This window comes from Streptomyces sp. C1-1 (assembly GCF_050214755.1).
In the GTDB taxonomy this organism is placed as follows: domain Bacteria; phylum Actinomycetota; class Actinomycetes; order Streptomycetales; family Streptomycetaceae; genus Streptomyces.
The window spans coordinates 7618846-7634752 of sequence record NZ_CP189826.1 but is presented as its reverse complement, the minus strand read 5'-3'; the positions used below and the strand labels follow the sequence as shown (position 1 = coordinate 7634752).

The window sequence follows — 15907 nt, the reverse complement described above, 5'->3', positions numbered from 1 at the left end:
AAAGTTTCGTCGGCGTCCTGTCCCGCCCTTCCCTGTTGACGTGCTGTTTCGCACTCGGAACACTCCAAGGGCGCGCAACACCCAACAGAAACCCCCACACTCCGACAGGATCGCCGATGCGCCCCAGAGCCGTGCTCGTCGTCTGCCTCGCCCTCCTCCTCGGCCTGTTCGCCGCACCGCCCGGTACCGCCCACTCAGGAGCCCCGCCCGTGAAACACCCCAGGTACGCCGGCTATCTCTTCGCCTACTTCACGGGCGAGGGCGCCGCCGACGGCGAACAGATCCGTTACGCCCTCAGCCGGGGCGACGACCCGCTGCACTGGCGTGAGTTGAACCAGGGCAAGCCCGTCCTGACCTCGACGATCGGCGAGAAGGGTCTGCGCGACCCGTTCGTCATCCGCTCCCCCGAGGGCGACAAGTTCTACCTGATCGCCACCGACCTGCGGATGTACAAGAACAGCAGCGGCAGCTGGGACCAGGTCCAGCGGCACGGCAGCAAGTCGATCATGATCTGGGAGTCCACCGACCTGGTCCACTGGACCGACCAGCGGCTGGTGCAGGTGGCCCCCGGCAACGCGGGCAACACCTGGGCGCCGGAGGCCTACTGGGACGACTCACTCGGCGAGTACGTCGTCTTCTGGGCGTCGAAGCTGTACGCCGACGACGACCCCGAACACACCGGCGACCAGTACAACCGCATGATGTACGCGACCACCAGGGACTTCCGCACCTTCAGCGCGCCGAAGGTCTGGGACGACCCGGGCTACTCGGTGATCGACTCGACGGTGATCAAGTACAAGGGCACGTACTACCGCTACACCAAGGACGAGCGGAACCCGTCCTCCGACTCCCCCTGCTCGAAGTTCATCACCGCGGAGAAGTCGACGAGCCTGACGTCGGCCACGTACGACTTCGTCTCCGACTGCATCGGCAGCGGCTCGATCGCCCGCGGCGAGGGGCCGACGGTCTTCCGGTCCAACACCGAGAAGAAGTGGTACCTGTTCATCGACGAGTACGGCGAGCGCGGCTACGTCCCGTTCGAGACCACCGACCTCGACTCGGGCAAGTGGACGATGTCGAAGGACTACCAGCTGCCGGCGAGTCCGAGGCACGGCACGGTCATGCCGGTGACGCAGGCGGAGTACGACCGGCTGCTGGCCGCCTACCCGAGCACCCCCACCTCGGTCATGGACGCCACGGCGAAGGGCCAGAGGGGGTACGCCGTCGTCACCGACAGCGCGTCGAAGGTCGTCCTGCCCATGGAGCCCGACGCCGACCTCGCGCACCTCGCGCCGAGGATCGCCGTCGCCCAGGGCGCGACCATCACTCCCGAGTCCGGTACGCACCGCGACTTGCGCACCCCGCAGACGTACACCGTGACCGCCGCCGACGGCACGCGCCGCACCTGGACGGTCGAGGCCGTCCGCACCCGCAGCCCGATCCTGCCCGGCCTCAACGCCGACCCGGACGTGGCCTACCTGGACGGCCGGTACTGGATCTATCCGACGACGGACGGCAACCAGGGCTGGGGCAGCACCAGTTTCAAGGCGTACTCGTCACGCGACCTGGTCCACTGGAAGGACCACGGCGTCGTCCTGAACCTCGGCCCCGACGTCTCCTGGGCGGACAAGTACGCGTGGGCGCCCGCGATCGCCGAGCGCGACGGCAAGTACTACCTCTACTTCTGCGCCGAGCAGCAGATCGGCGTAGCGGTAGCCGACTCCCCGGCCGGCCCGTTCAAGGACGCGCTCGGCAAACCCCTTGTGGCGAAGGGCGGTTCACTGGGGGGCCAGATGATCGACCCGGCCGTCTTCACGGACGACGACGGGACGTCGTATCTCTACTGGGGCAACGGGCACGGGTACGTGGTCCCGCTGAACGACGACATGACGTCGTACGACCCGGCGAAGGTGAAGGACATCACCCCGGCCGGCTTCCGCGAGGGGTCCTTCGTGGTCAAGCGCAAGGGCACGTACTACTTCATGTGGTCCGAGGACGACACCCGCAGCGAAAACTACCACGTCGCCTATGCGACGGGACCCTCCCCGCTCGGCCCGTGGACCGAGCGGGGGACGATCCTGTCGAAGCGTCCCGACCACGGGATCGTGGGCACCGGCCACCACTCCGTGGTGAACGTGCCCGGCACCGACGACTGGTACATCGTCTACCACCGGTTCGCCCTCGACGGTCCGGGAAGGCCCGGCGGTGACGGCATGCACCGGGAGACGACCGTCGACCGGCTGTGGTTCGCCGCGGACGGTACCCTTCAGCCGGTCGTGCCGACCCTGGAGTCGATCAGGCCCGTACGGACTAGCTGACGAAGTACGTCGGGTTCGGCAGCTTGTACGTGCGGTCGGCGTGACCGCCGTCCAGGTCCGAGTACTGGTCGCCGAAGTTGGCGACGATGTCGTAGCCGAGGTCGTCCTCGATGTGCTCGCGCGTACCGGACTTGTACTGCACGGTCGTGCAGGTCCAGGTGCCGGGCGTGGCGCAGGAGGACAGGTAGGCCGGCGGGTTGGCCTTGTCCTTGAGGAACATGTGGTCGGCGTCGAGGTTCACATCGGCGCCGATCTTCTTCAGGTTCTCGACGGCGGCGGAGCGCTGGGCCTCGCTCAGACCGGAGTTGTAGAAGACCTCGACGCCCTTGGACTCGGCGTAGCGGACCAGCTCGGCGCTGCCGAAGACGCCCGGGCGGTCCGCCTTGTTCACGTAGTCGGCCCAAGTGGTCGAGTTGTACGTGTAGTTGTAGCGCTTCTCGTAGTCGAGGCTGAGCAGCAGCGTGTCGTCGATGTCGAAGACGACGGCCGGCTTCTCGCCGCGGTGGTGGGCCTTGCGGGCCGCCTGGTCGATGTACTTGTGGGCGGCGGCATCGACGTGCGCCAGGTCCTGGGCGTACGGGCTGTCCGGGGACGCCTGGTACACGCCGTTGGCGTCCGCCGTGGTGCCGTAGTAGGTGTCGATGTCCTTCACCAGGAGCCCGATGTTGTAGGGCTCGTGGGTGGAGTTGGCCGTGGACTGTCCGGCCGTCGCCGCACCGGCGCCGTAGAGGGCGCCGCCGGAGAGGGCACACGCTGCGGCGATCGCCGCGATACGCAGTGGCTTATGCATGACAGGTTTCTACGCGCGTCACCCCCGTGGGCGCGAGCCCCGTTGCCCGATCGATACCTCGATCGGAGGCAAAAAACGGGTCAAGCGCCCCGGACGGGAAGGCTCCGGATCAGTTCATCGTCGCTCCGATGGTGGAGCTGCCCGTCGTCAGGAAGGTCGTCGTGGGCAGGGAGCCGTCGGACTGGCGGGCGTTGTAGACGCTCGTCGCGTCCGTGGACTTGAAGGCCGGGGTGGAGATCCCGGAGTCCCAGTTGTTGCCGGCCGAGGTGACCGAGGAGCCCTTGCTCACCGAGCCGCCCGCGTTGCTCACGGCCAGGTTCTTGCCCAGCTTCGCCGCACCGGTGGCGAAGTAGTAGCCCCACTTGGCGTTGGCGTAGGCCGTGGTGCGGTTGATGACGATCGCGCCGGTGTTGGAGTTCTCGGTGAAGCCGTTGCCGGCGTTGTCCCAGGCGGCGGAGTTGTTGACGACGTGGGCGACCGTGGGGCCGTTGCCGCCCAGCTTGTAGCCGTTGCCGTTGCCCTCGAAGGCGCTGTCGCCCCAGCGGTTCCTGCCGTTGCCGAAGGACCAGGTGTGCTCGATGGTGACCGGCGAGGAGAACGACCAGAGGTCGATGCCGTCGTCCGAATTGTTGTAAAGGCGCGCCCCGGTGACGAGGTTGCCGGTGCCGGAGCCGAACTTGATGGCGACGCCGTCGGCGTTCTGCCCGTGGGTGGCAGCGTCGTAGTTGCCGCAACTGTCCAGGTTCTTCACGGTGTTGTTGACCGTGCCGTCGCCGGTGAGGGTGAAGCCGGAGTCGCCGCCGTTGATGGTCTTGACGTTGTTCCAGTTGGTCCCGGTGCAGGACTGGCAGACGACCGCGCTGTCCGGGGAGTTCTGGAAGGTGATGTCGGAGACGTTCCAGTAGTCGGCGGTCAGCTTGAAGATCCAGGAGCCGGAGGGAAGGGACGAGCCGTCGATCTTCACGGTCTCCGAGCCGTACGCGGTGAGCGTGACCGGCGACGAGGAGGTGCCGTTGGCCGTGGACTGGAGGGTTGCCGTCGGGTAGTAGGTGCCGCCGCGGACCTGGATGACCGTGCCGGCGGTGGCGTTCTTGATGGCGTTGGACAGGTCGGTGGAGTTGCCGACGACCACCGTGGCGGCCTGCGCCTGACCGGGCAGGACGGCGAGGCCCGTGCCCAGGGCGAGGGCGGTGAAGGTGGCGAGTGCGGTACGACGAGACATGGAGAGCGGTCCTTTCTCGTGCGGGTGGGGGACGGTTCACAGGACGGCGTCGAGCCAGTCGAAGACCTCGTCCTGCATGGGCTGCGTGAAGCCGTGGCCGAGGCCCGGCCAGGTCTCAGTGGGGGCGGCGATGCTCGCGCGGCCTCCGCGACCCTACGCACCGGGACACCAGTCGCCGAGGTAGGTCCGCCTGGTGTGCGTGCGGGCCTCTTCCGGGGTGAGCTGGGGCCGGTTCTCCGGCACCGTGATCACCGCGCCGGGGCCGGAGTCCGCGTACTCGTGGAAGCGCATGGACTGCCAGGGATAGGCGTCGCGCATGTTGGTGTAGGGGGCGACCGGATCGATCCCGGGCCCGATCCAGGTGTCCCGGACGACCAGGGACGGCCAGGCGGTCGTCTCGTACGACGGCACCCAGGGCCGTGCCAGCTTGTACGCCCCGTCCTCCGCGCCGGAGGTGATCCGGGAGCGGACGGCGAGGATGCCGTGCGGGTTGGCGCGGGCGGTGGACGGGGCGAAGACCATGCCCTTGGGGGTGAAGGCGACGTCCCGTGGCAGCGTGTGGAAGTGGCAGTGCTCGAACACCGCCGTCGCCCGCCCGAAGACGAAGTCGACGTCGCCCTCGATGTGGCAGCGGGAGAAGTACTGCCGGTCGAAGGCGTCCAGCGCGGTCGTGTCGACGAAGAGGGTGTCCTGGTGGGCGAGCAGCCGGACGTTGTCGAAGTGGGTGCGGTCGCCGCAGGTGTACGCCGCCACCGCCTGGGTGCCGGTGATGTCGGGGTGGTCGGCGCGCAGCCAGTCGTTGGCGAGGGTGAGGTCGCGGACGGTCAGACCGGGGGCCGCCGAGGTGAAGGTGGCGGAGCCCGCGGTGCCGTAGGTCGTGCCGTCGGGTTTCCTGGTGCCGTTGGCGTTGTCGTAGACGATGACGGTGTCGCGCGGGTCGCCGGTGGCGCCGCGGATCGTCAGATCCGCCTTGTCCGCAGGGACGGCGACGACCTCGCGGTACGTCCCCGGGTGCACGACGATCGTCCCGCCGGGGCCGTCCGCCGCGTCGACGGCCGCCTGGACGCTGTCGCCGGGGCGGACGTGCAGGGTGCGGTGGCCGACCGCGAAGGCGGGTGCGGTGCCGGCGGTCACGAGGCCGGCGGCGATGCCGGTCAGAAGGGTGCGCCGGCGCATCTCAGCGGCCCTCCTTCCAGGGCGTCCAGTCGCCGAGGTAGACCTCTCGGGTCGCCGACGCGGCCTGTTCGTCGGTGAGTTGGGGGCGGTTGGCGGGCACGCTGACGACGGCGCCTGGACCGGTGTCGCGGTACTCGGCGAACCGCTGGTTCTGCCACGGGTAGGTGTCCGACATGTTGGTGTAGGGCGCGACCGCGTCGATGCCGGGGCCGAGGTGGGTGTCGCGGACGGTGAGCATCGGGCGGGCGGTGGTGTCGGAGCCGGGCACCCAGGGCCGGGCCAGCTTGTAGGAGGCGTCCGGGGCCGCGCTGCTCACCCGGCTGCCGGTCACCAGGTAGCCGCGCGGATTGGCGACCGCCGTGGAGGGCGCGAAGACGAAGCCGTAGGGGGCGGCCGCCAGGTCGGTGCGGTTCAGGGTGCGGAAGTGGCAGCGGTCGTAGACGGCCGTGGCCCGACCGAAGACGAAGTCGACGTCGCCCTCGACGTAGCAGTGCGCGTAGTACTGGCGGGCGAAGACGGTCAGGGCCATCGAGTCGGCGTAGAGGGTGTCCTGGTGGCCGAGGAAGCGGCAGTGGGTGAACGAACTCCGGTCGCCCTGCACCTTGATGGCGACCGCCTGGGTGCCGGTGATGTCCGGGTGGTCGGCGCGCAGCCAGTCGTTGGCGAAGGTGATCCAGCGGGCGGTGAATCCGTCGGCCTGAACGGTGGTGGTGGCGGATCCCGTGGTGCCGTAGGTGCCGCCGCCGGGCTTGGGGGTGCCGTTGGCGTGGTCGTAGACGATCACGACGTCCCGGGGGTCCTCCGAGGCGCCGAGCCAGGTGGCCTCGGTGCGGGTGGCGTCGAGGAGGACGGTCTCCCGGTACGTCCCGGGCGCGATGACCAGCGTCCGGCCGCTGCCGGTCGCGGCGGTCACGGCGGCCTGGACGGAGGTGAAGTCGCCCCGTCCGTGCGGGTCGACGTACAGGGTCCGCGAGGTCAGGCGGCGGTCCGGCGAACCGTAGCGGCCGAAGGGGCAGGCCCGCTCGGCGGCTCGCGCGGGGGCGGTGCCGAGGGCGAGCGCGGCGACCACCCCGGCACCGGCGAGCAGGAAGCCCCTTCTGGACAGGGGGAGTTGCGGCGAGGGCATACCAGTGGTCCTTCGCAGTGCGGCTCTGGGGAGAGGGGGCCGGGGCGTCGTACGCCCCGGCCCGGGGCGTCAGCGCAGCTTGCCCGCGCCGGCGCAGTGGTCGACGATCCCGGGGACGGCCTTGGCCGCGTCGACCTTCGTGCGCAGGGTGGGCGTCCATCCGGCGCCGGACCGGAGCACTTCCGTGGGCACCTGGGCGTTGTGGACGGCGATCAGGTCGGTGAGCTCACCGTTGACGTAGTTGTCGTCGGCGGTCAGCGGCGCCTCCTTCCACTTCTTCAGGATCGAACCGGCCTTGGCCCCGTCGGGCAGCGTGAACGCGTTGTGCTCGGCGACGAGTTGGGACTCCATACCGATGCCGTAGCTGTAGGAGTAGCCGTCGCCCGCGACGAAGTGGTTGTTGTAGGAGTCCACTTGGCCGAACCGCACCCGGGGCGCGCGCTCGACGAGATTCGAGAACAGGTTGTGGTGGAAGGTGACCTTCAGGTGTCCCCGGTCCACCGCGGCCGTCGAGGCGCTGTCGCTGTTGCCGATGAGGATCGTCTTGTCGTGGTCCTCGAAGACGTTCCAGGAGGCGGTGACGTAGTCGGCGCCCTTGACGATGTCGAGCTCGCCGTCGTGCTGTTCGAAGATCCGGCCGTAGTAGTACGGCAGCGTGCTGTCCGGGTGGTCGCCGTCGGTGAAGGTGTTGTGGTCCATCCACACATGGGTGGAGCCGTAGACCACCGCGCTGTCGTACTCGGAGTTCCAGTTGCCGTCGGCGGTGTCGGTGGGGTCCCACTGCGGGAAGCAGTCGAGGGGGCTCTCCAGGCTGAGGTTGCGGACGATGACATTGTCGACGCCCTTGATCTGCAGGCTGGCACCCTTGAAGCCGGCGTCCTTGCCGATGCCGACGATGGTGGTGTTGGCCGGGACGTTCGCCTTGATGTAGGCGTCCTGGTCGGCCTGTGAGGCTCGGCGCAGGCCCTCGGGGCTGGCGTCCGGCTCACCGTCCAGGTTCTTGTCGCGCCCCCAGACGGCGGGGTCGTACGTCTTCAGGTAGGTGTCGAAGTCGTACCCCGGCACCTCGAAGGAGGCGCATCCGGGCCCGTCCGCGTCGATGGTGCCCTTCACCTTGATGATCTTCGGCGCGCTGCCGCCGTCGGCCAGGGCGGCCTTGAAGCCGGCCCAGTCGGTGACGGTGTGGACGTGCGCGGCGTCGGCGGCGGCGCCACCGGTGGTGCCGGTGCCCGCGGCGGCCCAGCCGTCGTTCGCGGGCAGCACCTGCCGGTCCGGTGCGGTCCGGTGGGCGGCCTGGGCGGTCCCGGTGACCGCCAGCACGAGGGCGGTGCAACCCACCACGGCCGCTGTGACACGTCCATGACATTTCTGTGTACGCACGGTGCGGTTCTCCTCAGCTTGCGGGTGGCCAGGTGATCCACGAGGTGGGGATGGACTCGTGCAGCCGGATGACGTCGTGCCGGGCCAGCACCCGGGTGCGCAGCAGCTCCTGCGCCACGAGCCGGGCCACGGCGATGGCCCCCGGCGGGTTGAAGTGCGTGTTGTCCTGCTCGGTGTCGGTCCAGTTGAAGTACGTCTTCGTCGCCTCGACCCCGAGCGACTGCCACAGCGCCAGCGACAGCGCCTCGACGTCGAGCAGCGCCACCCGCTCCTGTCGGGCGAGCGCCCGCATCGCCGCCGGGTAGTCGCCGTGGGTGGGCACGGCGTTGCCGTCCGCGTCGAAGCGGCGCCGCTCGACGGGGGTGGCGAGCACAGGGCGGGCGCCGTGGGCACGGGCGCCCTCGATGTACAGCCGCAGATGGTCCTGGTACGTCGTCCAGGGCTCGGTGTACCGGGTGGGGTCCTCGCTCTTCTCGTCGTTGTGCGCGAACTGGACGACCAGCAGATCGTGCGGCCGTATCGTGCCGAGAAGGGCGTCGAGTCGTCCCTCGTCCACGAAACTCTTCGAACTGCGCCCGTTCACGGCCTGATTGGAGACGACGACGTCCTTTCGCAGAAAGAAGGGGAGCGCCATTCCCCACCCCGTCTCGGGGGCCGCGTCGGCGTATTTCTGAGCGGCGGTGGAATCACCGGCGATGTAGAGGGTGCGCTGCCGCTGAGGGGTGGCGTGAGCGGTGGCGCCGGCCGCGAAGGCGAGGGGGAGCGCGGCGAGCGTCGCCGCGGTGACCTGTCTACGGGTGACTGACAAGACCGTGCACCTTTCTGACGTTGGGGGGCGCGGGGAACTGCGCAACCGGCCACAGCGGACCCGCAGTCCCCCACCGCCCCGACACCACCCGAACTCAGTGGTTCTGCTTCCAGTCCGCCTGAGCCTTGTTCAGCTGGTCGGCCAGCGTGTTCAGGAAGTCCTTCGCGGTCATCTTCCCGAGCAGCACCTTCTGGAAGTTCGGCTCGTTGTCGGCCTTGGAGATCGTGTTCCAGTCCGGCAGGTAGTACGGCAGCTGCACGATCTTCGTGCCGGCGCCGTTCAGGGCCTCGGCCGCCAGCTTCGTGGGCTCGGCCTTCTGGATCCACGCATCCTTGGCGGCGTCGGTGTTCGCCGGGATCTGCCCGGCGGACTGGTTGAACTTCGAGTTCTCCTCGTGCGACAGGGCGAACTCGACGAACTTCCAGGCGGCCGCCTTGTTCTTGCTGGACTTGAACAGGCTCAGCCCGTCGACCGGGTTGGATATCTGCACGCGCGTGCCGTCGGCCTGCGTCGGATTCGGCAGGCCCCGGAACTTGTCCGCACCCAGCGCCTTCAGATGGTCCTGGTACGAGCCGAGATTGTGGCTCAGCATGCCGATGGTGCCGCTGTCCCACTGGGCGACCATCTTCGTGAAGTCGTTGTTGACGTCGGCGGACGGGGTGTCCTTCTTGTACAGGGCGACGTACTTCTCCAGCGCGGCGACGTTCTTGGGGTCGTTGACCGTCGTCTTGTCGCCGTTCCAGAACGAGGTGATGCCGCTCTGGCTGTACGCCGCGTCCAGCGCCGGGGCGATGGACCCCTCGCCGCCGCGGATGGTGAACCCGAACTGGTTCTTGCCCTTGTTCGTGAGCTTGTCGGCCGCCGTGTAGAACTTGTCCCACGTCGTCGGCGCGTCCAGGCCTGCCTTGTCGAACAGGTCGGTCCGGTACCACAGAGTGCCGTTGTTCGACGACGTAGGGATCTGGTACAGCTGGTCGCCGCCGCCCGCCGCCTTGCTGCTCTGGACCAGGTTCTGGCTGAGCCTGCCGTTCAGCGAGCTCTTCGCCAGTCGGCTGTCCAGCGGCTCCAGCGCGCCCTGGACGGCCACCTCGGCGAGCATCGCGGTGCCCACGCCGCCGACGTCGGGCAGGCCGCCGCCCTGGATGGCGGTGTCGTACTTCGACTGGGCGCTCGCGGCGGGGATGCCGACGTAGTCGACCTTGATGTCGGGGTACTTCTTCTCGAAGTCGGAGATGATCTGCTTCCAGATGTCGGTGCGGACACCGCCGTTGTTGTCCCAGAAGGTGATCTCCCCCTTGCCGGAGCCCTCGTTGCCCTTGTCCCCCGCGCTGCCGCTGCCGTCGTCGCCGCAGGCGGTGGCGGTCAGGGCGAGTACGGAGCCCAGGGCGACGGCGACGGCGACGCGCCTGTTTCTGCGGATGCTGGTCTTCATTGGCCGGCTCTCTTCTTCTGGTTCCAACGGAGATATGAGGTTGAAGGGGTCGTGCGGGTCGAAGCGGCACCCGCCTCTGGTAAGCGCTTGCTACGGAGATGCGTCATGGCGGCTCCCGACAGGCGTACGAATGCGGTGCGGTGCGGTGCGGCAGTGCTGTGCGGTGCGGTGCGTTGCGGCAGTGCTGTGCGTTGCGTTGCGTTGCGGCAGTGCAGCAGTGCAGCGGTGCGGCAGTACGGCGAGTTACAAGGAGTGGATCCTGAGGTGCGTGAAGGTTGCCGCGCCGGCGTGTCCCGTTCCGGCGGGCGCGACGGCGAACAGCCCCAGCAGGGCGCCGACCCAGCGCCATGGGGTGGCGGCGAAGACGGGTCCGGACGGACGCGGGCCCCGACCGGTGTCGTAGAGGAAGCGGCAGCGCGCGCCCGCCCCGATCTCGATCCGCAGCCGCACGCGTCCCCCGGGTGCGAGCCGCGGATGGTCCGCGTCCCGTTCTGCCTCGGCGACGGCCTCGGCGAACCGGTGCACCACGTGCACCGCCCCGTCGCTGCCCCGCTGCAGCCCGATCCAGCCGAACGCGTCCCCGAGCACCGCGAGCCCCGCCCGGGCCCCCGGCTCCTCGCTGTGCAGGGTCAGGTCCACCTCGACGGCCGAGGGGGTGCCCGGCAGCCGCTGGGTGAGGACGTTCGGGAGTCTGCGCAGGTCGTGGGCGTCGGCCGAGCGGAGGCAGGACAGCCGCAGGCCGTCGCCCGAGTGCTGGGTGGCCCAGCCGTCCCGGGGGTTTGCGGTCCAGCTCCACTGACGGCCGAACCGCCCGCCGGGGAAGTCGTCGTCGGTGGCGGGCGCCGCGGGCGGCTGCGGCGGCAGACCGGGTGCCTCGTGCACGGCGACGGGGGCGCCGTCGTCGCCGATCAGCGGCCAGCCGTCGCTCCCCCAGCGCATCGGCTGCAGGTGGACGACCCGGCCGTACGCGCCCCGCTGCTGGAAGTGGAGGAACCAGTGCTCGCCGGTCCGGGTGCGTACCCAGCCGCCCTGGTGCGGCCCGTTGACGTCGGTGTCCCGCTGCTCCAAGACGATCCGCTCCTCGTACGGCCCGAAGAAGCCGCGCGAGCGGAAGGCGCCCTGCCAGCCGGTCTCCACCCCGCCCGCGGGAGCCAGGATCCAGAACCAGCCGTCGTGCTTGTAGAGCTTGGGGCCCTCCAGGGTGAACCATCCCGGTATCCGGTCCCCGTCGACGATCAGCTTGCCCTCGTCGAGGACCTCGGTGCCGTCGGGGTGCATCCGGTGGCCGGTGAGGCGGTTCTTCACCCCGGAACGGGACTTGGCCCAGGCGTGCACCAGGTACGCGTCACCCGTCTCCTCGTCCCACAGCGGGCAGGGGTCGATGAGGCCCCTCCCGGCCTTGACCAGGTGCGGCCGGGTCCAGGGGCCGCGCACCGTCGGGGCGTTGACCTGGAAGATGCCCTGGTCCGGGTCGCCCCAGAAGATCCAGAAGCGTTCGTCGTGGTACCTGAACGCCGGTGCCCACACACCGCAGTCGTGCCGCGGCGTCCTGAACTCGGCCTCGGGTTCCAGGCGTTCGAGGGCGTGGCCGACCAGTGTCCAGTTGACCAGGTCGCGTGAGTGCAGCAGGGGCAGGCCCGGGGCGCGGCCGAAGCTGGAGGCGGTGAGGTAGAAGTCGTCGCCGACGCGCACGACGTCCGGGTCGGACCAGTCCGCGTTCAGGACGGGGTTGGTGTACGTCCTCACCGGCTCACCGCCTTGCGGACCAGCGCCGCCGCCTCGTCCCGGCCCAGCCGCCCGTCGGCGACGACGGTGACGACACGTCGTACGACGGTGTCGCCGGGCTCGATCGGGAGCCGCTCCTCGGACGCCAACGACGAGCCCACGCCCGGGTATTCGGCGGTGCGCACGAACCACGGGTCGCGGCGCGTGGTGTCCGTGGCACCGGCGAGGACGAGGGTCCAGGTGGATCCCGCGAGGGCGAGCCAGTCGGCGCGGCTGCCGTGCACAGCCGGCTCGCCCTCGCGGTCGGGGGTGAAGACGTGCGGGGCGTCCCGCTCCTTGCGGGCCCGCCAGAAGAAGCCGCCGTACGCGGCGCCCGGGCGGCCGTTGGTGGCCGGGCTGCCGATGGAGAGCAGGCCCGAGGTGACGTTGGTGAGGGAGAAGGTGAAGTCCAACGCCCAGGCGGCGTGGGTGAGTTCGGTGGCGGCCACCGTACGGCGCTCGCGCAGCAGCTCCGCCCCGGACGCCACCCAGCGCAGCTCCTCCATGAAGCCGTCGGGGTCGCGCAGCTGGAAGGAGACGTGGCGCTGGGCGCCGTGGTTGTCCAGCTCGGTGGGGCCCTGGTCACGGACGTATGTCCGGCCGCCCCAGAAGTTGTGCCCCTCGACGTCGGGAACGGCGACACCGACGCCGAGGTGGTGGGTGTGGTCGGCGGGGCTGAGCTCGGTGACCGCCGTGCCGGCCAGGGTGGTGACGGGGTGCAGATAGGGGCGCGGGGAGAGCCTGGCCGCCAGTTCCGGCCGGGTGACGTAGCGGCCGACCGGGCGGCCCGAAACGCGCAGGACCGGGGAGTCGTTGGTCGTCATCAGGTGCTCACCTCTTTCGGTGGGGCCCAGCCGGCGCCGAGTTCGGAGTAGAGGGCGAGGGTGTCGGCGGCGGCCGCGACCAGGGCGTCGATGCCGGGCACGACCCGGCGCTCCTCGTCGGGGAGCGGCTGCCAGGCCGTGGCCGGCAGGGGGGCGGGGTCGGGGGCCAGCCGGATCGCCTCGACGACCTTCATGAAGGCGCCCGTCGCGTCCGGGGTGACCAGCAGGTCGTCGCCGTCGGTGAGGTGGTCGACCAGGTTCTCCAGCAGGTCGGTGCGGCCGTACTCGTACTCCTCGGGGCCGTGGTCGGCGCGCTGGAGCAGGACGCGGTCCTGCTTGTACCAGAAGGTGATCCGGCCGCGGGTGCCGTGGATCAGGACGTACGGCTCGCCGGGGTGCTCGGCGCACAGGGTCGCGGCGACGGTGACCCGGCGGCCCTGCGCGGTGGAGACGCGGACGCAGGAGGTGTCGTCGGACTCGATGTCGTTGGCGCGCAGCAGCTCCAGCTCGACGCCGGTGACGTCCTCGGCGCGCGAGGAGCCGTTCAGTGCGAGGCCGGTGGCGACGGCGTGGGCGAGCGGGTTGGTCAGCACGCCGTCGATGACGTCGATGCCGTTCAGCCGCCGCTTCCCGGCCCAGGGCGCCCGCCGGTAGTACGACTCCGCGCGCGCCCAGGCGCCGGCCCCGCCGATCCCTACGATCTCGCCGACGGCGCCCTCGGCGATCATCTCGCGGATCGCCGGCACGGCGTGCGAGCCCAGCGACTGGAACCCGATCTGGCAGGCGACCCCGGCCGCGGCGATGCCGTCGGCCATCCGGCGGTACTCGGCGTACGACGGCGCGGGCGGCTTCTCCAGCAGTACGTGCACGCCCTTGCCTGCGGCGGTCAGCGCCAGGTCCGTGTGCGTCGGAATCGGCGTGCAGATCACCGCGATCCGGGCGCCGGTGGAGTCGAGGAGGGCGCCGAAGTCGGCGGACTGCTCGGGGGTGCCGAGGCCGTCGGGGATCTCGTCGGCGCCCAGCGGGGTCAGCTCGCAGATGCCCGCCAGCCGGACGATGCCCTTGTCCTGGAGCCGCCGGATGTTGTCGAGGTGCCAGCGGCCGTGGCCGCGCGCGCCCGCCAGGACGATGTCTACGGTGCTCATGGGATCCTCCCTGCGCTGGTTCGTGCGTGCAGGGTAGGCATCGGACGAGCCCTCATCCCTTCACCGCCCCCGCGCTGAAGCCGGTGATCAGCCACTTCTGGATGAAGGCGAAGACGATCACGACGGGTACGGCCGCGATGATGCCGCCCGCGGCGAGCGCGCCGAGGTCGACACTGTCCGCGCTCATCAGCGTGTTGAGGCCGACCGGGATGGTCTGCTTGCCCTGGTCGGACAGGAACATCAGGGCGAACAGGAAGTGGTTCCAGGCGTGCACGAAGGCGAAGGAACCGACGGCGATCAACCCGGGCCGCAGCAGCGGCAGGACGACGATGCGGAAGGCGGTGAAGCGGTTGCAGCCGTCGACCCAGGCGGCCTCCTCCAGCGAGTAGGGCACGTTCCGGATGAAGCCGCTGATCAGGATCATCGACAGGGGCAGCTGGAAGACGGTCTCGGCGATGATGACACTGACGAGCGAGTTGATCATCCGCAGGTTGGCGAAGATCTCGAAGAGCGGGACCAGCAGCAGGGCGCCCGGCACGAACTGCGTGCACAGCAGGGCCAGCATGAAGCCCTTCTTGACCTTGAAGTCGAACCGGGCGAGGGCGTATCCGCCGGCCAGGGCGACCAGGGTCGTCATCACGAGGGTCGCGATGCCGACGAGGACGCTGTTCTGGAAGTAGGTGCCGAACGCCCGCTCGTTCCAGACCTTCTCGAAGTGGTCGAAGGTCATGGGCCAGGGCACGAGCGAGGTGGAGCCGGCCGGGCGCAGGGCGAAGAGGAGGATCCAGTAGAAGGGGATCAGGGTGAAGAGCAGGTAGACGCAGAGCGGGAGGTAGATGTGCCGGCGGGGCACCTCGTCCCAGGCGCGGCGCCTTCCGCGCGGCCGGCGGTCGGGCTCGGCGGACACGCGCTCCGGCGCGGGGGCGATCTCGGTGATCATTTCTGGTCGCCTCCGAACTTGCTCAGCCGCAGGTAGACGATCGAGCAGAAGAGCAGGATCACGAACGCCACCGTGGTCAGGGCGGACGCGTAGCCGAAGTTGTGGGCGTCCACGCTGGTGTTGGCGATGTAGAGGGGCAGGGTCGTGGTCTCGCCGGCCGGTCCGCCGCCCGTGAGGGTGTAGAGCAGGTCGACGTTGTTGAACTCCCACACCGCGCGCAGCAGCGTCGACAGGACGATCGCGTCCTTCAGGTGGGGCAGGGTGATGTGCCAGAACTGCTTGATGCGGCTCGCGCCGTCGACCTCGGCGGCCTCGTACAGGTCCTTCGAGACGGACTGGAGGTCGGCGAGGATGAGGATGGCGAAGAAGGGGACGCCTCGCCACAGGTCGGCGACGATCGCCGCGGGGAAGACGGTCGAGGTGTCCGACAGCCAGCTGGTGCCGTAGGAGCCGACGCCCATGTCCGCGAGGTAACGGGTGATTCCCGTCTGGGAGTTGTAGAGCAGCACCCAGATCGCGGAGGTCAGCACGCCGGAGACGGCCCACGGGGAGAAGACCAGCGCACGCCCCAGCGCGCGGCCCACGAAGGTCTGGTTGACGATCAGCGCGAGCGCGAGACCGAAGAGCAGTTGCAGACCGACCTCGACGACGACCCACTTCGCGCTGAAGGTCAGCGTGTCCCAGAACTGGGTGTCCTTGGTGAAGATCTGGACGAAGTTGTCGAAGCCCGCGTAGCCGTTCCGCCACGGCTTGGTGGGGTTGTAGTTCTGCAGGCTGTAGTAGAAGACGCTGATGACGGGGTAGGCGATGAAGCCCAGCATCAGCAGGGCCGCCGGTGCGATCAGCAGGTACGGGAGCCTGCGGGGCGTGGCGGAGGCACGGCGCCGCCGGGGTGGCGCGGGCGGTTTCGCCACGGCTGCGGCTTGGGCCATGACTGTTCTCCGTTCTCAGTACGTCGCACGGGAAGCGCTTTCTCTTTGTG

13 protein-coding genes are annotated in these 15907 nt (G+C 69.6%); 1 reads left to right on the top strand and 12 read right to left on the bottom strand.

What is annotated here, in order from left to right; genetic code table 11:
- Nucleotides 1-116: 116 nt before the first annotated feature.
- Nucleotides 117-2318, top strand: a complete 2202-nt coding sequence (locus ACQF4J_RS34660) for a family 43 glycosylhydrolase (protein ID WP_427167593.1) — start codon at nucleotides 117-119, stop codon at nucleotides 2316-2318.
- On the opposite strand, the gene ACQF4J_RS34655 is transcribed toward ACQF4J_RS34660, so the two are convergent.
- The 12 genes from ACQF4J_RS34655 to ACQF4J_RS34600 form a co-directional block, all read right to left on the bottom strand.
- A complete protein-coding gene (locus ACQF4J_RS34655; protein WP_427167592.1) occupies nucleotides 2311-3108 on the bottom strand; it encodes an HAD family acid phosphatase in 798 nt (265 codons plus the stop codon). The two genes, ACQF4J_RS34660 and ACQF4J_RS34655, sit on opposite strands and share 8 nt — an antisense overlap.
- Before the next feature lie 109 nt (nucleotides 3109-3217).
- Nucleotides 3218-4330 (bottom strand): right-handed parallel beta-helix repeat-containing protein, encoded by a 1113-nt coding sequence (locus tag ACQF4J_RS34650; protein WP_427167591.1) that lies wholly within the window; start codon nucleotides 4328-4330, stop codon nucleotides 3218-3220.
- Nucleotides 4331-4483: 153 nt separating this feature from the next.
- Nucleotides 4484-5506 carry a pectinesterase family protein gene (locus ACQF4J_RS34645; protein WP_427167590.1) on the bottom strand — a complete coding sequence of 341 codons (1023 nt, stop codon included), beginning with the start codon at nucleotides 5504-5506 and terminating at the stop codon, nucleotides 4484-4486.
- Nucleotide 5507: 1 nt separating this feature from the next.
- Nucleotides 5508-6632 carry a pectinesterase family protein gene (locus ACQF4J_RS34640; protein WP_427167589.1) on the bottom strand — a complete coding sequence of 375 codons (1125 nt, stop codon included), beginning with the start codon at nucleotides 6630-6632 and terminating at the stop codon, nucleotides 5508-5510.
- A gap of 69 nt (nucleotides 6633-6701) precedes the next feature.
- A complete protein-coding gene (locus tag ACQF4J_RS34635) occupies nucleotides 6702-8012 on the bottom strand; it encodes a pectate lyase family protein (protein WP_351798481.1) in 1311 nt (436 codons plus the stop codon).
- A gap of 13 nt (nucleotides 8013-8025) precedes the next feature.
- Entirely contained in the window at nucleotides 8026-8820 is a 795-nt protein-coding gene (locus ACQF4J_RS34630) for a rhamnogalacturonan acetylesterase (RefSeq protein ID WP_351569541.1), read from the bottom strand.
- Between the two features lie 94 nt (nucleotides 8821-8914).
- The gene (locus tag ACQF4J_RS34625; RefSeq protein ID WP_427167588.1) at nucleotides 8915-10252 is read right to left on the bottom strand and encodes an ABC transporter substrate-binding protein; all 1338 of its coding nucleotides are present in this window, start codon (nucleotides 10250-10252) and stop codon (nucleotides 8915-8917) included.
- A 243-nt stretch (nucleotides 10253-10495) separates the two neighbouring features.
- Entirely contained in the window at nucleotides 10496-11998 is a 1503-nt protein-coding gene (locus ACQF4J_RS34620) for a family 43 glycosylhydrolase (RefSeq protein ID WP_427167587.1), read from the bottom strand.
- On the bottom strand, nucleotides 11995-12840 hold the full coding sequence (locus ACQF4J_RS34615) for a PmoA family protein (protein ID WP_351569527.1): 846 nt from the start codon (nucleotides 12838-12840) through the stop codon (nucleotides 11995-11997). The genes ACQF4J_RS34620 and ACQF4J_RS34615 overlap by 4 nt, the downstream gene beginning before the upstream one ends.
- Nucleotides 12840-13985 carry a Gfo/Idh/MocA family protein gene (locus tag ACQF4J_RS34610; RefSeq protein ID WP_351569524.1) on the bottom strand — a complete coding sequence of 382 codons (1146 nt, stop codon included), beginning with the start codon at nucleotides 13983-13985 and terminating at the stop codon, nucleotides 12840-12842. The genes ACQF4J_RS34615 and ACQF4J_RS34610 overlap by 1 nt, the downstream gene beginning before the upstream one ends.
- Before the next feature lie 52 nt (nucleotides 13986-14037).
- Complete coding sequence (locus ACQF4J_RS34605; protein ID WP_351569521.1) at nucleotides 14038-14925, bottom strand: carbohydrate ABC transporter permease; 888 nt, start codon at nucleotides 14923-14925, stop codon at nucleotides 14038-14040.
- Nucleotides 14922-15857 carry a carbohydrate ABC transporter permease gene (locus ACQF4J_RS34600; RefSeq protein ID WP_351569518.1) on the bottom strand — a complete coding sequence of 312 codons (936 nt, stop codon included), beginning with the start codon at nucleotides 15855-15857 and terminating at the stop codon, nucleotides 14922-14924. The genes ACQF4J_RS34605 and ACQF4J_RS34600 overlap by 4 nt, the downstream gene beginning before the upstream one ends.
- Between the last annotated feature and the right edge of the window lie 50 nt (nucleotides 15858-15907).